This window comes from Bradyrhizobium sp. GW821-FHT13H05, assembly GCF_058804065.1.
In genome coordinates, this window is the sequence record NZ_JBXAPO010000003.1 from 483,310 (window position 1) to 503,634 (window position 20,325).

The following is a 20,325-nucleotide window of genomic DNA, read 5'->3' on the forward strand; positions in this document are numbered from 1 at the left end:
GCGGTGCCGCATGCAGGGGCCTGAGCCGCTCGCTGGCGAGCGGGCTCGATCTGGCCCGACCGTTACCGCCGGACCGTCCCCTGCGCGTCCCCCGGGGCGGCCTGCCGGGGAAAGAGGACTTTCATGACGGCTTTCTCGCTGGGGACGTTCGGTTTCCCCGAGGTCCATGCCGACGGCCGGCCGATCAAATTGGCCCTACGCAAGGGCCTCGCGCTGCTGGTCTATCTCGCGGAGGCCAAAGGCGCTGTCGCGCGCGACGTCATGGCCACGCTGCTGTGGCCCGAGACTGACCGCGAGACGAGCCTCGCCCGATTGCGGCGCCTGCTCCATCGCATCGAGCTGACGCTCGGCGAGCCGGTGTTCGAGACCGACCGGACCAGCGTGCGATGGTCACCTGCGGTCGCGCTGAAGGTCGACGCGCATCTGTTCGAGAGCGCCTGCGATCGCGGCGGATTTGAAGAGGCCTGCCAGATCTATCGGGGAGACTTCCTCGCAGGCTTCTCGCCGGAGGACTGTCCCGAATTCGACGACTGGGCGTTCTTCCGCCGCGAGGCGCTGCGGGGACGGCTGATGCAGGCGCTGGAGCGCCTGGTGCAGGACAAGACTTCCGCCGGCGAGCATTTTGCGGCGAGTGCGTATGCGGGACGCCTGGCCGAGCTCGATCCGCTCAGCGAAGTCTACGGCCGTCATCTGATCCGCAGCCTGCTGCTGGCGGGTGACCGGAGCGCGGCAGAGCGGCACCATGCGGCGTTGACGCAGCGGCTCAAGGACGAGCTTGGCGTCGCGCCGGAGGCCGAGACCGAAGCGCTGATGAGTCCGGCGGCAGCGCATGCCGTTCCGGCGACTCGCTACGTGAAGGGCGCCGGCGTGCATCTGGCGTATCAGACCTACGGCAGCGGCCCGCTCGATATTCTGGTCATGCCCGGCTTCGTGTCGCATGTGGAGCGCGCCTGGGAGCATCCCGCGAGCCGAAGCTTTCTGGCGTCGTTGATGAAGCTCGGGCGGCTGATCGTGTTCGATCGCCGCGGCATCGGGCTGTCCGACCGGGTCGGATCGGCCCCTGGTATCGACGCCACCGCGGAGGATATCGGCACGGTGCTGCGGGCCGTGGATTCGCGCCGCGTCGTGCTGTTCGGCGCATCCGAGTGCGGGCCGGCCTGCATCAAATTTGCCGCCGACGAACCGCGCCGCGTGGCCGGGCTCATCCTGTTCGGTGCGCTGGCCAAGGGCTGCTGGTCAGAGAACTATCCGCACGCCTTGCGCGCCAGCCAGTATGATGCCTGGAGCAAGCAGCTCGTTGCGCAATGGGGCGGCCCGGCCGGGATCGAAGTCTTCGCACCGAGCCTTGCCGGTGATCCGCAGGCGCGCGCCTGGTGGGCCGGGCTGCTGCGTGCGGCCTCCAGTCCCGGCGGCATCTCGGCGGTGCTGAACGCGTTTCGCGACGCCGACGTGCGGCATCTTCTGGCGCAGATTGCCGTGCCGACATTGGTGCTGCACCGGCGGGGCGATCAGGCCGTGCGAATCGCGGCCGGCCGCGATATCGCGAGCCGAATCAAAGGTGCGGAATTCGTCGAGCTCGACGGCAGCGATCACTGGTTCTTTGCGGGGGACCAGGGGCCAGTGCTTGAGTCGATCAAGGGGTTTGTGAAACGGATCTTGTAGGGTGGGCGAAGCGGAGCGTGCCCACGATCTTGATCACCCAGGCTGAGATGGTGGGCACGGCGCTTTGCGCCTTTGCCCACCCTACGGGATCACGCCAAGATCACACCGCCTCCAACTGATCCGCCGCGCGCTTCTTCTTCGGCTTCGACTGGCCGAGCAGGGGGCCTGCCGTCAGCGCCGCGGTATCCGCCACGCCCGGGTCGCGCGAGATCATGGCAGCGACGATGGCGCCGTCGATCAAGAGCCCGAGCTGGTGCGCGAGGACCGCAGGCTCGCTCGAGCCGAGTTCGCCGGCGAGCTTCTCGATGTGGCCGAGCACGATCTTCTTGTGCTTCAGCGCGATGTTGCGGAACTGTTTTGCGTCCTTGTCGTGCTCGCCAACCGCGTTGATGAAGGGGCAGCCGTAGAAGCGCTCTTCGGCGAACCAGCTCTTCAGCGCCGGAAAGATGCGCGTCAGCTTGGCCTGCGCATCGCCGCCGCCTTCCTCCATGGCGCCGATGAACCATTCGCGCCACTGCTTGCCTTCGCTCTCCAGCACCGCGTTGACGAGATTGGTCTTGGAGCCGAACAATTTGTAGAGCGTGGTCTTCGCCGTGCCGGCTTCCTCGATGATCGCGTCGATGCCGGTGGCGTTGATGCCGTTCTTGCAGAACAGATGCGTCGCGGCGCTCAAGAGGCGCCCGCGCGCGGATTCGTCTTCACCGGCGGCGGCGTGGGGCGAGGTCTTCTTCGATGACGTCTTTGCCATGAGTCCAAACTTACCTGCAGCGATGCCGCATCAGCAAGCCGCATCTGTTCCGCGCTGAAAAGATTCGCAAGGGAAGGCGCATCTGCTTCGCCTTTGGGCAAGGGTGCGCTGATCAATCCGCAGGCAGGGTTCGCTAAGCGGCTCCAATGCTTCGCCTTTTGTTTTTGGCCGGCGCTGGCACGCTCCATGCAAGGAAACAGACCGTTCGGTATCCTGCCGATTTCCTCGGCTGCCAGGGAGAAAACTGATGACTGCCGTCGTTCAAAAGACCGTGCTGACGGGTTGCCTCGCGCCCATCGACAAGAATGGGCTCGAGCAGCTGATCGCCAATGGGAAGGCGAATCCGAAGGTCATCAAGACCTTGAAGTGCAAGACGGTTGCGGAAGGAAAGTTCCGCCACGCCAACTACATCCGCAACCTGCCGCCCTACATCGTCGACGAGCCGCCGGGCCTTCTGGGCGACGATACCGCGCCAAACCCGTCGGAAGCCTCGCTCGCCGCGCTCGGCTCCTGCCTCGCGGTCGGCCTCCACGCCAACGCCGTGCATCGCGGCTGGATCGTCAACAAGCTCGAGCTCGAGCTCGAGGGCGACCTCAACATCACCGCGGTCTGGGGCACCGGCGACATGTCGGACAAGCCGGTCGGCTTCACCGACGTCCGCGTCAAGGTCGACATGGAGTGCGAGGGCATCGCGCAGGACGAGATCAACGCGCTGGTCGCCCATGTGAAGAAATGGTCGCCGGTCGCCAACACGTTTACCCGCCCGGTCAATCTCGAGGTCGGCATCTAGCAGACAGCAATCAGGACAAGGTGCGGGAGACGATCATGGGGTCACTGGCTTTATCACGGGCCGAAGTTTTGGATCAGCCCGCACCGTCCATTGCCGGCGAGGTGGCGCGAATTGCACGCGAGCAGCTCGCGCCGCTCGCCGCCGGCATCGACGACGGCTCGGTCTATCCGGCGGAGGTGCTGCGCAAGTTCGGCGAGGTCGGCGCTTGGGGCAGTCACGTGCCCCATGAAGGACCCGCGGATCTGCGCTGCGCCATCCAGACGATGGCTGAGATCGGCGAGGTCTGCGGCGCCACGGCCTTCATGGCGTGGTGCCAGAACACGCTGGTCTGGTACGCCGCCAACTCGACCAACATGAAGCTTGCGAGGCGCTTCGGCGATGCCTTTTCGACCGGTCGCGTGCTCGGCGGCACCGGGCTGTCGAACCCGATGAAGAGCTTTTTCGGCATCGAGAAGCTGAAATTGAAGGGACGCAAGGTCGAGGGCGGCTACATCGTTCGCGGTGCGCTGCCCTGGGTCTCCAATCTCGGACCGGATCATTATTTCGGTACGATCTTCGAGCGTGAGGACGAGCCGGGGACTGTGATGTTCCTCGCCGATTGCTCGGACCCTGCGATCACGCTGACGCCATGCAAGCCGTTCCTCGCGATGGACGGCACCGGCACTTACGGCGTGCAGTTCCGTGACGTCTTCGTGCCGGATGAATTGATCCTCGCCGATCCCGCCGCGCCGTTCGTCAAGAAGATCCGGGCCGGCTTCATCCTTTTGCAGGCCGGCATGGCGCTCGGTGTGATCCGCGACTGCATCAACATCATGGACGAGGTCGATGGTTCGCTCGGTCACATCAACCGCTATCTGCCGCAGCAGCCGGTGCACTTTCGCGATCTCGCCGCCGAGCTCGAAAGCGAGACCATGGCGCTGGCGCGCGATCCCTACAATGAAGAGGAGACCTACTGGCGCAAGGTGATTGCGCTCCGGCTTCGCGCCGGCGAGGCCAGCGTCGCGGCGGCACATGCGGCGATGCTGCATTGTGGCGCGCGCGGCTATCTCAAAAGCCACCGCGCGCAGCGGCGCCTGCGCGAGGCCTATTTCGTCGCGATCGTCACGCCTGCCACCAAGCAGCTGCGCAAGATGCTTGCCGATTCCTGACTTTTGACGTGCCCACCCCGAAGACCCCCAACCTCAACGGAGAGGCTGCCATGACTGACGTCCTGATTACTGCCGTCGAACTTGCCGATCTCTTGAAGACTGAGCCGTGTGTCGTCATCGACACCCGAAATCCCGATGCCTACGCCGCCGGGCATCTCCCCAACGCCGTCAACGTGCACGAGATCTTCACGTTCCTCGCGACCTCGACGCCCGAGGGCATGGCCGAGCTGAAGACCAAATTCGCCGACGCCTTCGGCGGCGCCGGTCTCTCCGGCAAGGAAACGGCCGTGATCTACGAGCAGTCGATGAACTCAGGCTTCGGCCAGTCCTGCCGCGGCTACTATCTCCTCACCATGCTCGGCTATCCCAAGGTCAAGGTGCTGCATGGCGGCTTCGACGCGTGGTCTGCCGCGGGCTTCGCGGTGACGAAGGATGTGCCGGCGCCGGCCAAGGCCTCGTTCTCGATCGTGCCTGAAGCCGGCGAGATACTGATCGACGCCAAGACGATGTTAGGGGCCGTCGGCAAGCCCGGCATCGCCATCCTCGACGTGCGCGACGTCGACGAATGGATCGGCGACAGCTCGTCCCCGTACGGCAAGGATTTCTGCCCGCGCAAGGGCCGCATCCCCGGCGCGGTCTGGCTGGAATGGTACCGCATGATGAAGCCGACCGCCGAAGGCCCGCGCTTCAAGTCCAAGGACGAGATTTTGGCGGAATGCGCCACCGTCGGCATCTCGACGACCACGCCGGTCTATCTCTACTGCTTCAAGGGCGCGCGTGCGTCGAACACGTTCCTGGCGCTGAAGAACGCGGGCGTGAAGGACGTGCGGATGTATTTCGGCTCCTGGAACGAATGGTCGCGCGATCCCTCGCTGCCGATCGAGCAGGGGCTGCCGATTGTGTCGGAGGTGACGACCAAGGCGGCCTGAGCGCCTGCGATCACATGGCCCGCGGACGGGGCGAGATCCCCAGCGCCTTGATCCGCGAGGCCAGCGTGGTCGGCTTGATATCGAGCAGTTCGGCCGCGCCACCGGGGCCGAACACTTTCCCTGCGCAGGCCTCGAGCGCGGCCAGGATGTTGTCGCGCTCGTGGTCGCGCATTTCTGCTGACGTCATCACCGCCGGGCGCGCGTCGGCCTTTTGACGCGCCGCGCCGAGCGGAGCTTGCGCGCCTGAGGGATCCGGCAGGTCGATGCGCAGGCGGCCGTTCTGCGACAGGATCGCGGCGCGCTCGATCACGTTCTGCAACTCGCGGACATTGCCGGGCCAGTCGTAGCGGGTGAGCCTGCGCGCATCGCCTTCCGACAGGCGCAGGTTCGATTTCAGCGCCTTGCTCTCGCGCGTCAGAAAATGCTGGGCGAGCAGGGGAATGTCCTCGCGCCGTTCGCGCAAGGGCACGGTCTCGATCGGAAACACGTTGAGGCGGAAATAGAGATCCTCGCGAAAACGGCCGCGCTGGACCTCCTGCTTGAGGTCGCGGTTGGTTGCGGCGATGACGCGGACGTCGACCGCGCGGGTGCGCTCCTGGCCGACGCGCTCGAAATTGCCTTCCTGCAACACGCGCAGCAGCTTGCCCTGCAATTCCAGCGGGATCTCGCCGACTTCGTCGAGGAATAGCGTGCCGCCGTTGGCGAGCTCGAAGCGGCCGATGCGGTCGCGCGTAGCACCCGTGAAGGCGCCGCGGACATGGCCGAAGAACTCGCTCTCGAACAATTCGCGCGGGATCGCGGCGCAGTTGACGCGGATCAGCGGTCGGTCGCTGCGGGTGGAATCTTCGTGGATGGCGCGGGCGATCAGCTCCTTGCCGGTGCCGGATTCCCCGGTGATCATCACCGCCGCGGTGGTCGGCGCCACCAGCTTGACCTGGCGCAGCGTCTGCTGGACCGCCTCGCTTTGCCCGATGATACCGCGCGGATTGGTCTCGATGCGGATTTCTTCCTGGAGATAGGCGTTCTCCAGCTCGAGCCGTTCGCGCAGGCGGTCCACTTCAGTGAGCGCGGCGTGCAGCTTCTCGTCGGCGTCGCGCCGCTGGCTGACGTCGCGAAACACCACGACGGCGCCGACCACGACGCCGCGGTCGCGAATGGGCGTGGAGGTGTATTCGACCCAGGCGGGCGAGCCGTCCTTGCGCCAGAACACCTCGCCATCGACCTGGTGCACCGCGCCGTCGCGGAACGCCGCGTAAATCGGGCAGTCATGGTTGTGATAGTGCCGGCCATCGTGATGGGTGTGGTGCACGATGGGATGGATCTCCTTGCCGACCAGCTCTTCGGCGGTCCAGCCGAGCATCCGCTCGGCCGCGGGATTGACGAAGGTGGTCTTGCCCTCGGCATTGACGCCATAGATGCCTTCGCCGGCGGCGCGCAGGATCAGCTGGTTCTCGCGCTCGATGTCCTGGAACACGCGCTCGACGCGCTGCCAGGTCGAGATGCCGCTGCGCATGTGGTCCTCCGCGGCGGCATCGACATTGCGGCGGCGGCGGGCGTCGAGATCGGTGAGGGTGAGCTGGATCAGCGTGCGCCCGTCATGGGGCAGGATGCAGCCGGCATATTCGAGCCGGAGATTTTGCCCGGTGGCATGACGCGGGTTGAGTGCCGTGGTCCAGTAGGCGCCCTTGTGCAGCACGGCTTGGGTGAAGACGGTGAGCGCCGGGAGCTCGCCGGCGTGCAGCGTGCTGGCCCTGGTCTGTCGCAACAGCGCACGGTCGTAGCCGAGCAGGGTGCAGGCGGCGGGATTGGCGTCGATGATCTCGTCGCCATAGGGATCGACCAACAGCGTCGCCTCGACCGAGGACTCGAAGGCCGCGACGCGCGGATCGATGGTCGGGGCCACATCTTCGTGAGCGAGGATTGGCGTCGTTGCCATTACGAAATCTCGTTATTTAACTACGAAATCTCGTTTATCACGAGTTTTCGTAGCGGCCAAGTGTGACCGAAAATGCTGCGTCATCAAGGCACTGGCTCGCCCAAAAGGGGTGGCATGCTCCTTGCGTAATTCCTTCTGCAATGACGCGCAGGAGGTCCGATGTCCACGTTCGACAATCCGTTTGATCCCAACCGCAACCTCCGTGACGGCTGCGCCTGCGGCCAGCACCAATCAGCGGCGGAGCACGATCAGGCGACGCTCCGTTGCGAGCCGGTCGAGAGCGAGGAGAAACGTTATGAGGGCGTCGTCGCCTCCGCCGTTATGCGCGCGATGTTTCCGCAGGACGTGGCGCGGCGCGCCTTCCTGAAATCGGTCGGTGCGTCCACGGCGCTCGCCGCGCTCTCGCAGTTCTTCCCGCTCAAGACCGCGACGGAAGTGTTTGCGCAGACCGGCACGCCCGAGAAGAAGGACCTCAAGGTCGGCTTCATTCCGATCACCTGCGCCACGCCGATCATCATGGCGGCGCCGATGGGCTTCTATGCCAAGCACGGCCTCAACGTCGAAGTGGTCAAGACCGCCGGCTGGGCGGTCATCCGCGACAAGACCATCAACAAGGAATACGACGCCGCGCACATGCTGGCGCCGATGCCGATCGCGATCTCGCTGGGGCTCGGTGCCAACGCCATTCCCTTCGCGGTGCCTGCGATCGAGAACATCAACGGGCAGGGCATCGTGCTCGCGACCAAGCACAAGGACAAGCGCGACCCAAAGGACTGGAAAGGCCTGAAGTTCGCGATCCCCTTCGACTACTCCATGCACAATTATTTGCTGCGTTATTATCTCGCCGAGCACGGCATCGATCCCGATACCGACGTGCAGCTGCGCTCGGTGCCGCCGCCGGAAATGGTCGCGAACCTTCGCGCCGACAACATCGACGGCTTCCTTGCGCCGGACAACATCTGCCAGCGCGCGATCTATGACGGCGTCGGCTTCATGCATCTGCTGTCCAAGGAGATCTGGGACGGCCATCCCTGCTGTAGCTTTGCCGCCAGCAAGGAGTTCATCACGACCGCGCCGAACAGCTTTGCGGCGCTGACGCGCGCGATCGTCGATGCGACCGCCTATGCGTCTAAGGCCGAGAACCGCAAGCAGATCGCTGAGGCCATCGCGCCGGCCAACTACATCAACGCGCCTGTGACGGTGCTGGAGCAGGTCCTGACCGGCACCTACGCCGATGGCCTTGGCGGGGTGAAGACCGATGCCAAGCGCGTCGATTTCGATCCGTTCCCCTGGCAGTCGTTCGCGGTGTGGATGCTGACCCAGATGAAGCGCTGGGGCCAGATCAAGGGCGACGTCGACTACAAGGCGGTCGCCGAGCAGGTGTATTTGGCCACCGACACCAAGAAGCTGATGACCGAGATGGGGCTCTCGCCGCCGGCGACCGCCTACAAATCGTTCGCGGTGATGGGCAAGACGTTCGATCCGACCAAGCCCGACGATTACGTTGCGAGCTTCAAGATCAAGAAGGCGTCGTGATGTTCTCCGCTCTCGTGTCCCGGGCGCGGCGCAGCGCGAAGCGGTGCGACGCAGAACCGGGACCCATGCGGCCCGACTGGGTCCCGGCTCTGCGAAGCAGCACTACGTGCTGCATCGCGTCCGGGACACGTGCGGTGGGGCTCGCGCGATGAATTCCTCCCTCCGTCTCCGCGCCGGCCTCGTCTCGATCGCGCTGCTCGCGGCCTTCCTCGGCATCTGGCATCTCGCCACGCGCTCGACGGCACCGGTCGCGACGATGAGCCCGGAATACGCCAAGCTGATGGGGCTGACCGCGACGCAGGGCAAATCTGCGATGCCGGGTCCGCTCGATGTCGGCGCCAAGCTCTGGGAGCATCTGAAGCGGCCGTTCTATGACAACGGGCCCAACGACAAGGGGCTCGGCATCCAGCTCGGCTATTCCATCGCGCGCGTCGGCACCGGTTATCTGCTCGCCGTGCTGGTCGCGATCCCGCTCGGCTTTCTGATCGGCATGTCGCCGCTGCTGAGCAAGGCGCTCGATCCCTTCATCCAGGTGCTCAAACCGATCTCGCCGCTGGCCTGGATGCCGCTGGCGCTCTACACCATCAAGGATTCTTCGATCTCCGCGATTTTCGTCATCTTCATCTGCTCGATCTGGCCGATGCTGCTCAACACCGTCTTTGGCGTGGCCAGCGTCCGCAAGGAATGGATCAATGTCGCGCGCACGCTGGAGGTCGGCACGCTCAGGCGCGCCTTCACGGTGATCCTGCCGGCGGCGGCGCCGACGATTCTGACCGGCATGCGTATCTCGATCGGCATCGCCTGGCTCGTGATCGTCGCCGCCGAGATGCTCGTCGGCGGCACCGGCATCGGTTACTTCGTCTGGAACGAGTGGAACAACCTCTCGATCACAAATGTCATCATCGCGATCCTGCTGATCGGGATCGTCGGCATGCTGCTCGACCAGATCCTCGCGCGCTTCACGCGCATGGTCACGTTTCCGGAGTAGGGTGATGGGTTCAATAGTCATCACTCTCGTGTCCCGGGCGCACTGCAGCGCGCAGCGTTGCAGTGCTGAACCGGGACCCATGGCGGCAGCCTGGGTCCCGCATCTGCGGCGCGCCGCTGCGCGCTGCACCGCGTGCGGGACACGAGACCTGACATGACCGACAAATTCATCTCCATCGAAGGCATCGCGAAGCGCTACCCGGGCGCCAATGGCGCCACGACGGCGGTCTTCGAGAATTTGTGGCTCTCGATGGCCCGCGGCGAGTTCTGCTGCGTGATCGGCCATTCCGGCTGCGGCAAGACCACCGTGCTCAACATTCTCGCTGGTCTCGATGCGCCGAGCGAGGGTGCGGTGATCGTCGACGGGCAGGCGATCTCGGGCACCAGCCTCGACCGCGCCGTGATCTTCCAGAGCCATGCGTTGCTGCCGTGGCGCACCGTGCTCGGCAATGTCGCCTATGCCGTGAGCTCGAAATGGCGGAAGTGGGATCGCGCCAAGGTCAAGGCGCATGCGCAGACCTTTATTGATCTCGTCGGGCTCACCGGTTCAGAGCACAAGCGTCCCTCAGAGCTCTCGGGGGGCATGAAGCAGCGCGTCGGCATCGCGCGGGCGCTGTCGATCACACCGAAGATGATGCTGATGGACGAGCCGTTCTCGGCGCTGGACGCGCTGACGCGCGGCACGCTCCAGGACGAGGTGCGGCGCATTTGCCTCGAGACCGGGCAGACCGCGTTCATGATCACCCATGACGTCGACGAGGCGATCTATCTCGCCGACAAGATTTTTCTGATGACCAACGGTCCCGGCGCGGTGCTGGCCGAGGTCGTCGAAAACCCGCTGCCCAGGGATCGCGGCCGCACCGATCTGCACCGCCATCCGCTCTATTACGCGCTGCGCAATCACATCGTCGATTTCCTGGTAACGCGCAGCAAGACCTTTGCCGCCGAGAGGCCCGATCACGATCCGCGCAACGTGCCCGTGGTGCATATCGGCAAGCCCGGGCTGACGATCGCATCAAACGGCGAAGAGCAACGACAGACATGGATATCCGGGACCAATCCCGGACTGACTGCCTGATTTTGTAGACGCATGGTCTGCGGAAAACCGCTTCACACTTTTCCGGATCATGCTTTTGAAGGGAGACCCTGACATGAAACGCGAAGACCTCACCGAAAAGCTGCTCGACATCAAGCGCGAGAAGGGCTGGACCTGGAAATACATCTGCGAGCAGGTCGGCGGCTATGCGGAGGTGCTGATCGTCGGCGCGATCCTCGGCCAGATGAAACTGACGAAGCCGCAGGCCGCCAACGCGGGCGAGCTGTTCGGCCTGTCCAAGGCCGAGACCGCGATGCTCAACGAGGTTCCGATGCGCGGCACCGGCACGCCGATGCCGCCGACCGATCCCTTGATCTATCGTTTCTACGAGATGGTGATGGTGAACGGTCCGGCCTGGAAGGCCCTGATCGAAGAAGAATTCGGCGACGGCATCATGTCGGCGATCGACTTCGACATGGGGATCGAGCGCGTCGCCAACCCGAAGGGCGACCGCGTCAAGATCACCATGTCAGGCAAATTCCTGCCGTACAAATATTACGGCGCTAGCGGCAACGTGCCGGAATACGGTTTTAAGGAAGGCTGAGGCACTTTCGTCATTGCGAGCCACCGGTTCCGCGCGAAGCGCGGCCCGATGACAGGCTCCGCGAAGCAATCCATCTTGCCGCGAAAGGAAGTCTGGATTGCTTCGTCGCTACGCTCCTCGCAATGACGGCGAGAGGTGTCAGAGAATTGCGCCCGGCGCGTAGCCGGCCGCGACAGGGTTGGCCTTGGCCAGCGCGTCCACCTGCTCGGCGAAGTGATCGACCTGAGCGCCGGCATCGCCGGAATTGGCGCGGCCGTGATCGAGCACGCGCTGCAGCTCGGCTTCGCTGAGACCGAGACGCTGGTCGGCGGCGAGACGCTGGAGCAAGTCGTTCTGCACGATCTTGCCGGTGCGCAGGTCGCGAATGGCGGCGACCGCGTGCTCCTTGATCGCCTCGTGCGCACCTTCACGGCCGGCGCCCTTCTTCACCGCTTCCATCATCACCGTGGTGGTCAGCAGGAAGGGCAGATAACGGTTGAGCTCGGTCGCAACGACGGCGTCGAAAATTTCCATCTGGTCGAGCACCGAGAGCAGGGTCTCGAGCAGGCCGTCCATGGCGAGGAAAGTATCGGGCAGCATCACGCGGCGGACGACGGAGCAGGAGACGTCGCCTTCGTTCCACTGATCGCCGGCGAGGCCTGCGGCCATCGCGAGGTAGCCCTTCAGCACCACGTGCAGGCCGTTGATGCGCTCGCAGGAGCGGCTGTTCATCTTGTGCGGCATCGCGGAGGAGCCGACCTGGCCCTTGGCAAAGCCTTCGCTGGCGAGCTCATGGCCCGCCATCAGGCGCAACGTCTTGGCGAAGCTGCCCGGACCGCTGGCGAGATCGACGAGCACGCTGACTGCGCGGAAGTCGAGGCTGCGCGGATAGACCTGGCCGACGGCATCGAAGCTCTTGGGCAGGCCGAGATGGACGAGAATGCGCTGCTCGAGCGCGCGGGCCTTGCCGGCATCGCCGTTGAACAAGGTAATCTGGTCGAGCCGTGTGCCCACCGCGCCCTTCAGGCCGCGCGCGGGATAGGTGGCGAGCACGTTGACCAGGCTCTGATGCGCCAGCAGCATCTCTTCGCCGAACATGGCGATGCGCTTGCCGAGCGTCGTGACCTGCGCGGCCACGTTGTGCGTGCGCGCCGTGAACGGAATGTCGCGCAATTGCCTTGCGTGTTTCGCAAAGCGAATGAGTGCGGCGATGGTCTTGGTCTCGATCAGCTGCAGGCCGCGGTAGACCTGGAGCTGCTCCACGTTCTCGGTGAGGTCGCGGCTGGTCATGCCCTTGTGCAGGTGCTCGTGACCGGCGAGTTCGCAGAACTCCTCGATACGCGCCTTGACGTCGTGGCGGGTAATGCGCTCGCGGCGCATGATGGAGGCGAGGTTGACCTGGTCCTTCACCCGTTCGTAGCTTTCGATCACGCCGTCCGGCACGGCAATGCCGAGATCGCGCTGACCTTTCAGCACGGCGATCCAGTAGTCGCGTTCGAGGCGAACCTTGCCTTCGCCGCTCCAGATGGCGCGCATGGCGGGCGAGGCATAGCGTTCGGCGAGGACGTTTGAGATGTGATCTGGGGTGCTGTCTTGGGGCATGCCGCCCATTTGGCATTGCCCGGGGCTGGCTGCAAGCCCGAGCGGCGAACGGGGTTTACCTCGCCATTCGCCGCTCCCTGCCGGCTTATTTACCGGCCTTCACCTCGGCGGCCGCGACCGCGAGCAGCTCGCTCATCTTGGCCCGAATCGCCTGTTCGGTGACGGCGACGCTCTTGGCGGCGAAATCGCCCATGACTTTGCGCAGGACGTCGGCATCGCCGGCTTCCTCGAAATCGGCTGCGACGACCTCCTTGGCATAGGCCGCTGCCGCCTCGCCCGATATTCCGAGCTTTTCGGCCGCCCACAGGCCGAGCAGCCGGTTGCGGCGGGCTTCCGCCTTGAACTTCTGCTCCTCGTCGAGGGCGAACTTCTTCTCAAAGCCTTCCTCGCGCTTGTTGATTTCGCTCATGCCTCTTCCAATTCCTTGGCTGACTGGACCTGATCGCCCCTTGGCCGCCCTCGTTGCGAGGCACGCGGCGCATACCTAGATAGGGGGCAGGAATCGGCAAAACAACGAGCCGTTAAGCCGCAGGCAAGGTGGTATAAGTCAGCGTCGGATGGGCCGGATCGATTGTGCTGGGACAGCCAATCGGATAGGTTGCCTGAAGGCTTGGTTCCCGTTCTGTTTCCTCAGGTTTCCTTGGGTTATAGACGGGTTCCCAGCCGTTCACGGCAGCTCCGCTGCGGGTCGTAACCTGGTAATCGGAGCACACCAAATACATGGATTTCAACAAAACACGGTACATCCCCATGAGCCGTCGGCGTCGCATTTATGAAGGCAAGGCAAAGGTTCTGTATGAAGGTCCCGAGCCCGGTACCCTGATCCAGCACTTCAAGGACGACGCGACCGCGTTCAATGCGAAAAAGCATCAGGTGATCGAGGGCAAGGGTGTCCTCAACAACCGGATCTCGGAGTACCTGTTTCAGCACCTCAACGACATCGGGGTGCCGACCCACTTCATCCGCCGCCTCAACATGCGCGAACAGTTGATTCGCGAGGTCGAGATCGTGCCGCTGGAGGTGGTGGTGCGGAACGTCGCCGCCGGCTCCCTGTCGCAGCGCCTCGGCATCGAGGAGGGCACGCAGCTGCCCCGTTCGATCATCGAGTTCTACTACAAGAACGACCAGCTCAACGACCCCATGGTGTCGGAAGAGCACATCACTGCGTTCGGCTGGGCGACGCCCCAGGAGATCGACGACATCATGGCGCTTGCCATCCGCGTCAACGATTTCCTCACCGGCCTCTTCCTCGGCATCGGCATCCGCCTCGTCGACTTCAAGATGGAGTGCGGCCGGCTGTTCGAGAACGAGATGATGCGAATCATCGTTGCCGACGAGATCTCGCCGGACAGCTGCCGTCTGTGGGACATCAAGTCGAACGAGAAGCTCGACAAGGACCGCTTCCGCAGGGATCTCGGTGGGCTGCTCGAGGCCTATACCGAAGTCGCAAAGCGCCTCGGCATCCTCATGGAGAACGAGCGTCCGGCGGGCTCCGGCCCGGTGCTGGTGAAGAGCTAAGAGGGATTTGACGTGAAGGCACGTGTCACCGTTACCTTGAAGACCGGCATTCTCGATCCGCAGGGCAAGGCCATCGAAGGCGCGCTGAAGTCGCTCGGCGTCGATGGCGTCGCCAGCGTCCGCCAGGGCAAGGTGTTCGACATCGAGCTAGCCGGCGCCGACAAGGCCAAGGCGGAGGCGGCGTTGAAGGACGCCGCCGACAAGCTGCTCGCCAACACCGTGATCGAGAATTACGCCATCGAGATGAAGGCGTAAGGACACGCATTGGCGGCATTGTTCTCGCGGTGCCAAGGAGAGTTGCCGCCCACTCGCTCCTCGGATCTCAGATGACCGTTGAGCGGCTCGATGGCAGAGCGACGTCTTGGCTCGCGTCCGATCTTTGGCGTCCGTTCACCCCCGGTGGCACTGGCCCTGGATGGCCACGGCCCTTGCCGGGAGCCATGCGGCGCCTGATGAATTTGCCGGCCGATCCCGGCTGTCGGGATCACAGCTCTTGAGCGCAGGGCGGTCACAGGGGCTGACCGGGAGCGCCTTCGCGCGGGCGGCGAACCGGCCTTGCCGACGTTCGGCTTGTAACCCATCTCGTGACCGAACGACGTCGGCACGGGTCCGCGATCCGGGGCCGACACTTCTTTAAGAATCGGTAAGCGTTTCAAGTCCTGCCAGTCTTGTAACCGTAAATTCCGGGCATGTAGCGGTCCGGGACTGCCGAATTGCTGGTCCGACAGCCCAGTATCGTCCGATCGGCGCCTGGAGCTCAGGCGTACCGAATTCGAGCGAGGGCACAAAACTTGACGAAATCCGAGAGGAATTGCGCGAAAGGTCTTGCCCCGACTTTTGCGCGCCCGAGCGTGGGATCGCTGGACGTTTTCGTGCGCGCTACGAAAGCTGAACTGACTGCGCTTCGAGCCCGGTTGGTGGTCTTGCGAGACGCGATCAGCGGTTCCACGCTTCGGGGCTCTCCGGCGGGAAAACCGGAAGGGCTGCCGTTGGGCGGCCGTACGGCGGACGGTCCGGCGATCGGAGTCATTCTGACGCTCATGATCAATCAAATCGATGATCTGGTTCTCGTGATCGATGAGATCGCTGGAGTTCTCGCGACCGAGTCGATGCATGCGCAAACGTCCATCGAGCCCGGTCCCAGCAATATCTACCGGATCGGATCCGGCAATCGGGAGAAGCCAGCCGACCGCGCATCCACGGAGCCCGGGCGGACGACGCTTCCGCTCTGGCGGCTGCCTCAATTGGCCGTTCTGCTGTTCGAGCAGGCGGCGGTCCTGGAAGACACGCTCTCGGTTTTCCGCGAGGAAAATGCTCGCGCGGCCCCGCAGCGCGATGAGAGATCATCCTGACGTGTCGCTGCCGCCCAAAAGATGTCGGCCGGCCCAACGGATGCTCGTCCCGCTTCGTGCGGCAGAGGCGGTGCGGCGTGTGATACTGCGTACCGGATTTCGCTCCGGAAAGATCCCGAACGATCGCGACTGCCGCGGGGCCACATTGCCCCTCGAGATATTGGTCTTTGGCACCTGGGCGGCCGGAACGTTCGGCATCCTGTTGGTCGTCGGGCTCGGTTCATTGCCGCTGGAGCTTTGTGGAAGTCGCTGAACATGTCGGGAATCTTTTCGCTCGAGGCAAAGTTCGATCCCCTTCTGGTCGCATATCGTGTTGCGGCAGACCGTGTCATGCTTGGCATGTGTCTGTTTCTTACCGCCGTTTGCATCGCAATCTCTCCCATACACGACACCGGCCTGATTGCTGTTTCCGTCGCGGGCAGCACGTTTGCCACAGGACTGTTGCTGACGCGCCGGAGGCCCGGATCGCTCCTGACCCGGATCTTCATGGGGTGTGCGTTCATGGCCTACACGGCGCTGATCATCCACCAGACGAATGGATCGATCGAAGCGCACTTCACCGCATTCGGACTCATTGGCGTCCTGCTCTACTATCGGGACTGGCGGGTCATCCTGGCCGCGACGGTCTTCATCTATCTGCATCATCTCATTCTGGGCTACCTTCAGAGTATCGGCGTGTCCGTCTATGTCTTCGATCGCATCGCGTTCTGGACGAAGTTCTCCCAGCATGTCGCCTATTTTCTGCCGTTTGTCGTTCTGCTCGGATATCTCGCGATCAGCCTGCGGCGGGAGGCCTATGAGGCGCAGCGCGTCATGAGGCTGGCGAAAGTCGTCGCCGAAGGTGATTTCTCCGCCGAGCCGGAATTGGAGCTGCATGCGGAGATCGACAGGTCCGGCCTTCTCGAGTCCGTGGCTCGGATGCGCAACGTCATCTACAATCTGTTGCGCGACATGCCCGTCGCGGCGATGGTTGTCCGGCTCCAGGACCACACGGTGCTGGACGGCAACGATGCATGCCTGCGGATGTTCGGACTGGATGTCGCGAACCTGAAGGGCGCACGGCTGGATCAGCTGCCTGTCTGGGGGCAGGACGTCGATCTGTGGCCGATGATCGAGAGCCTCGCTGCGCGAGGCAGTACGACTTGCGAGATCTCCATGACGAATTGTGCCGGCGCGGCGCTTCGCGTCGGCCTGCATGGAATCCTGCATGCCAGCGAATGCGCGCCGCTCCTGATCCTGACCTTCGACGACGTGACGTTGCGGCGTCAGGCGGAGCAGCGCATGCACGAGCTGGCCTATTTTGACCAGCTCACGGGCATCAGCAACCGGGCCTCCTTGAACGAGGCGCTAGCCAATCAGTTTCGTCCAGGCGGTGAGCCGGCGGCGTTTGGGCTGCTGCTGATAGACCTCGATGATTTCAAGCCGGTCAACGACACGCATGGACACGAGGCCGGCGACGTTGTTCTCAAAGTCGTCGCGGGCCGCATGAAGCATGCCATCAAGGCCGCCGACATGGCCGCCCGGCTGGGCGGCGACGAGTTCGTGGTGCTCCTGCGCAACTGCCGCAGCCCGATGGCCGCGCGCCAGGTGGGCAAGCGTATTCTGGACGGAATCAAAAAGCCGATACGACTTGGCGGGCGGGCGACGTGCCATGTCGGCGCGACCATCGGCGTCGTCTGGTATGCCGCAGGGCGGATGCCGGAGACTGCAGAACAGGCGTTGGCCGCGGCGGACGAGGCACTCTATCGCGGCAAGCGGAACGGCAAGAACAGCGTGACCGTATGCGAGACGGAAATCCTCGTCGAGCCGGCCGCTTGAACGCGCACCGCAGCGTCACTGGATGTCGCGCTCCGCCGATTGGGAGGCGGCAACAGTTTCAAGGGGCGTGAATAGGCGAACCACTGTGCATTTGTAGATGGGTCATTCTTAAGCGACTTAATTTTTCCCGGCGCTGATCTCTGTACGGCGCCGATAACCATGGTTCTGGAGACAACGGGCGATGAAATTGGACAAACGTGCTTTTTTCGATGCTTCCGAGTCCGGTCGGGATCAGGAGAGGCGCATGCGCTTCATGCGCATCAATGAACAGACGGGGATCCTGCTGCGTGAGTTCTGGAAGACGGTCGAGCCGGCGCTGCCGGAGATGCTCGAAGGGTTCTATCGCCATGTCACGTCCGAGCCGCAACTCGCGCTTATGCTCGGTAACGACATTCCCCGGCTGAAATCGGCCCAGGGGAGCCATTGGGCGCGGCTTTTCAACGGCCGCTTCGACGACAGCTACATGCAAGGTGTCCGCGCCATCGGCCTCGTTCACAACAAGATCGGCCTGGAGCCGCGCTGGTATATCGGCGGATACAATTATGTCCTGGGTCAACTCGCCGATCTGGCCGTCCGGTCCAATCGCTGGAATTCGGCTCGCCTCTCCGCGCTGCTCGGCGCGGTCAATACGGCCGTGATGCTCGACATGGATCTTGCGATCTCGGTCTACCAGGAAGCCATGCTGACCGAGCGGCAGCAGCGTCAGGACAGGTTGACGGCCGCCATTCGTAAATTCGACGAGCAGATGAGGGCCGCGCTCGGCGTCGTCAAGCTTGCGGTGGAAAATCTCCAGGCCACGGCGCACACCCTGGCTGCGAATGCGGGGAAGGCAACGGAACAATCGACGACGGTTGCCATGGCCTCGCGGGAGGCCTCGGCCAATGTGCAGACGGTTGCCGCGGCGACCGAGGAGCTCTCCTGCTCGATCTCGGAGATCAGCCGGCAGGTCGGGGAATCGACCCGAATAACACAACAGGCTGTCGCGCAGGCCAATCGCTCGAGCGTCACGATCCAGGGTCTTGCCGGGGCCGCCCAGAAGATCGGCGAGGTCGTCCAGCTGATCACCGATATCGCCGCGCAGACCAACCTTCTGGCGCTCAACGCGACGATCGAGGCAGCGCGCGCCGGCGAGGCAGGACGCGGGTTCGCGGTCGTTGCATCCGAGGTCAAGGAGCTTGCGAACCAGACGGCAACGGCAACCAAGGAGATCAGCCAGCAGATCAACGCCATTCAGGATGCCACCAACGAGTCGGTCGGTGCGATCCAGGAAATCGGTGCGACGATATCGGAGGTCAGCGAGATCGCGATGCGGATCGCGTCAGCTGTCGAGCAGCAGGGGCTGGCGACCAGGGAGATCGCCCGCAACGTGCAGGAGGCGGCAAACGGGACCGAAGACGTCTCGGTCAATATCGCCGGAATCAGCCACGTGTCGTCCGAGACCGGACAAAATGCGGCGGAAGTTCTGTCCGCGGCGGAGCAGCTCCTGCTCCAGTCCGAAACGTTGCGTACCCAGCTGGATGGCTTCTTCGACAGCATCAAGTCATAGCAGCACTGGCGGCCCCCGGAGCTGCGAAGATGCTCTTCAGGCGCCCGCCGCATCGTGTTGCGGCGGGACGCCTGGATGCCGATTCCGCAGGGCATCCTTCGGTGTTCCGGACCGGGCTCACAGCCATCCGACGCGACGAAAGCGCCAATAGAGCGCGCCGCACGCCGTCAGCATCACGCCGAGCAGTAGGTAATAGCCGTACTCCCACTCCAGCTCCGGCATGTGCTTGAAGTTCATGCCGTAGATGCCGGCAAGCGCGGTCGGGATCGCGATGATCGCAAGCCAGGAGGCGAGCTTCTTGGAGACCGCTGTCTCCTGCGCCTGTCCGACCAGCAGGCTCGCTTCGAACGCGAAGGCCAGCACCTCGCGCATGGAATCGATCCGCTCCTGGATGTTCCTGACGTGGTCGGTGACGTCGCGGAACAGCGGCTGCATGGTCGCGCGTACCATCGCAAGCTCGTCATGCTCGAGCCGGCGGCAGACCTCCACCAGCGGGCCGATCGCGGTCCTGAGCCGCAGCAGGTCACGGCGCAGCATGTAGAGACGCTCGATCTGCGCCTTGCTGATCGGCTGCGAGAGCACGTCGTCCTCGATGCCCTCGACCTCTTCGTGAATGCTCTCGAGCACGGGCGAGTAATTGTCGACGATGAAATCGAGGATGGCGTAGAGGATGTAGTCCTCGCCGCGCGCCAGCGCCCGCGGGCAGCTTTCGCAGCGTTCGCGCACCGGCGTGTAGGAGGTCGAGGCGCCGTGGCGGACCGAGACCAGGTAGCCTTCGCCGACGAAGATGTGGGTCTCGCCGAAGGCGATCCGTCCCTCGATCAGCTGCGCGGTCCGCGCCACGATGAACAGGGCCTCGCCATATTGCTCGATCTTCGGCCGTTGATGGGCGTTGTTGGCGTCCTCGATGGCGAGGTCGTGCAGGTCGAACTGCTTCTGCACGGCGCTGAGCAGCGCCATGTCGGGCTCGTGCAGGCCGATCCACACCACATGGCCGGGCTTGGCCCGCCAGCTCGAGGCCTCGCTGATGGCGATATTGGCGACGCGCCGGCCGTCGACATAGGCGCCGGCAGCGACGACACCCTCGGTGGAGACGGGCTCGGAGGGGGATGCGGGCAGCGACGGGACGTTCAT

The 20,325-nt window shown here is 64.0% G+C and carries 18 protein-coding genes; 13 read left to right on the forward strand and 5 right to left on the reverse strand.

The genetic code is table 11. From position 1 onward, the window contains the following. The first annotated feature begins 123 nt into the window (after nt 1-123). A complete protein-coding gene (locus tag AC1RR3_RS11145; RefSeq protein WP_492822333.1) occupies nt 124-1,662 on the forward strand; it encodes a bifunctional AfsR/SARP family transcriptional regulator/alpha/beta hydrolase in 1,539 nt (512 codons plus the stop codon). 100 nt (nt 1,663-1,762) lie between these two features. Here AC1RR3_RS11145 and AC1RR3_RS11150 read toward each other — a convergent pair whose 3' ends face one another. Continuing rightward, nucleotides 1,763-2,410, reverse strand: coding sequence for a TetR/AcrR family transcriptional regulator (locus AC1RR3_RS11150; RefSeq protein WP_492822335.1), 648 nt, complete (start codon nt 2,408-2,410; stop codon nt 1,763-1,765). A 247-nt stretch (nt 2,411-2,657) separates the two neighbouring features. Here AC1RR3_RS11150 and AC1RR3_RS11155 point away from each other — a divergent pair, with 247 nt between their 5' ends. The 3 genes from AC1RR3_RS11155 to AC1RR3_RS11165 are packed head-to-tail and all read left to right on the forward strand — an operon-like array spanning nt 2,658 to nt 5,277. Beyond that, on the forward strand, nt 2,658-3,200 hold the full coding sequence (locus AC1RR3_RS11155) for an OsmC family protein (RefSeq protein ID WP_492822337.1): 543 nt from the start codon (nt 2,658-2,660) through the stop codon (nt 3,198-3,200). A 35-nt stretch (nt 3,201-3,235) separates the two neighbouring features. Further along, nucleotides 3,236-4,348 (forward strand): acyl-CoA dehydrogenase family protein, encoded by a 1,113-nt coding sequence (locus tag AC1RR3_RS11160; RefSeq protein ID WP_492822339.1) that lies wholly within the window; start codon nt 3,236-3,238, stop codon nt 4,346-4,348. A 50-nt stretch (nt 4,349-4,398) separates the two neighbouring features. Further along, the gene (locus tag AC1RR3_RS11165; protein ID WP_492822341.1) at nt 4,399-5,277 is read left to right on the forward strand and encodes a sulfurtransferase; all 879 of its coding nucleotides are present in this window, start codon (nt 4,399-4,401) and stop codon (nt 5,275-5,277) included. A 10-nt stretch (nt 5,278-5,287) separates the two neighbouring features. Here AC1RR3_RS11165 and AC1RR3_RS11170 read toward each other — a convergent pair whose 3' ends face one another. Beyond that, nucleotides 5,288-7,213, reverse strand: coding sequence for a sigma-54 interaction domain-containing protein (locus AC1RR3_RS11170; RefSeq protein ID WP_492822343.1), 1,926 nt, complete (start codon nt 7,211-7,213; stop codon nt 5,288-5,290). Nucleotides 7,214-7,372: 159 nt separating this feature from the next. On the opposite strand from AC1RR3_RS11170, the gene AC1RR3_RS11175 reads away from it, so the two are divergent. From AC1RR3_RS11175 to cynS, 4 genes are all read left to right on the forward strand, one after another. Further along, nucleotides 7,373-8,749, forward strand: coding sequence for a CmpA/NrtA family ABC transporter substrate-binding protein (locus AC1RR3_RS11175; protein WP_492822346.1), 1,377 nt, complete (start codon nt 7,373-7,375; stop codon nt 8,747-8,749). Nucleotides 8,750-8,897: 148 nt separating this feature from the next. Beyond that, nucleotides 8,898-9,737 (forward strand): nitrate ABC transporter permease, encoded by an 840-nt coding sequence (ntrB, locus tag AC1RR3_RS11180; protein WP_492822349.1) that lies wholly within the window; start codon nt 8,898-8,900, stop codon nt 9,735-9,737. A 153-nt stretch (nt 9,738-9,890) separates the two neighbouring features. Beyond that, the gene (locus AC1RR3_RS11185; protein ID WP_492822352.1) at nt 9,891-10,814 is read left to right on the forward strand and encodes an ABC transporter ATP-binding protein; all 924 of its coding nucleotides are present in this window, start codon (nt 9,891-9,893) and stop codon (nt 10,812-10,814) included. A gap of 73 nt (nt 10,815-10,887) precedes the next feature. Further along, nucleotides 10,888-11,376, forward strand: a complete 489-nt coding sequence (gene cynS, locus AC1RR3_RS11190) for a cyanase (RefSeq protein ID WP_008135039.1) — start codon at nt 10,888-10,890, stop codon at nt 11,374-11,376. A 138-nt stretch (nt 11,377-11,514) separates the two neighbouring features. On the opposite strand, the gene purB is transcribed toward cynS, so the two are convergent. Together purB and AC1RR3_RS11200 are read right to left on the reverse strand one after the other, a co-directional pair. Beyond that, nucleotides 11,515-12,957: an adenylosuccinate lyase gene (gene purB, locus AC1RR3_RS11195; RefSeq protein WP_492822354.1), complete on the reverse strand. Its 1,443-nt coding sequence runs from the start codon at nt 12,955-12,957 to the stop codon at nt 11,515-11,517. A gap of 85 nt (nt 12,958-13,042) precedes the next feature. After that, entirely contained in the window at nt 13,043-13,366 is a 324-nt protein-coding gene (locus tag AC1RR3_RS11200) for a DUF1476 domain-containing protein (protein ID WP_492822356.1), read from the reverse strand. 341 nt (nt 13,367-13,707) lie between these two features. On the opposite strand from AC1RR3_RS11200, the gene purC reads away from it, so the two are divergent. The 5 genes from purC (at nt 13,708) to AC1RR3_RS11225 (ending at nt 19,191) form a co-directional block, all read left to right on the forward strand. Beyond that, nucleotides 13,708-14,475, forward strand: a complete 768-nt coding sequence (gene purC / locus AC1RR3_RS11205; RefSeq protein WP_008974302.1) for a phosphoribosylaminoimidazolesuccinocarboxamide synthase — start codon at nt 13,708-13,710, stop codon at nt 14,473-14,475. A gap of 12 nt (nt 14,476-14,487) precedes the next feature. Continuing rightward, nucleotides 14,488-14,730 (forward strand): phosphoribosylformylglycinamidine synthase subunit PurS, encoded by a 243-nt coding sequence (purS, locus tag AC1RR3_RS11210; protein ID WP_128950927.1) that lies wholly within the window; start codon nt 14,488-14,490, stop codon nt 14,728-14,730. 536 nt (nt 14,731-15,266) lie between these two features. Further along, entirely contained in the window at nt 15,267-15,827 is a 561-nt protein-coding gene (locus tag AC1RR3_RS11215) for a hypothetical protein (RefSeq protein WP_492822359.1), read from the forward strand. 255 nt (nt 15,828-16,082) lie between these two features. Beyond that, on the forward strand, nt 16,083-17,645 hold the full coding sequence (locus tag AC1RR3_RS11220) for a diguanylate cyclase domain-containing protein (RefSeq protein WP_492822361.1): 1,563 nt from the start codon (nt 16,083-16,085) through the stop codon (nt 17,643-17,645). Nucleotides 17,646-17,889: 244 nt separating this feature from the next. Further along, nucleotides 17,890-19,191 carry a protoglobin domain-containing protein gene (locus tag AC1RR3_RS11225; RefSeq protein ID WP_492822363.1) on the forward strand — a complete coding sequence of 434 codons (1,302 nt, stop codon included), beginning with the start codon at nt 17,890-17,892 and terminating at the stop codon, nt 19,189-19,191. Between the two features lie 117 nt (nt 19,192-19,308). Here the strand turns inward: AC1RR3_RS11225 and AC1RR3_RS11230 are convergent, their stop codons facing one another. Continuing rightward, entirely contained in the window at nt 19,309-20,325 is a 1,017-nt protein-coding gene (locus AC1RR3_RS11230; RefSeq protein ID WP_492822365.1) for a magnesium and cobalt transport protein CorA, read from the reverse strand.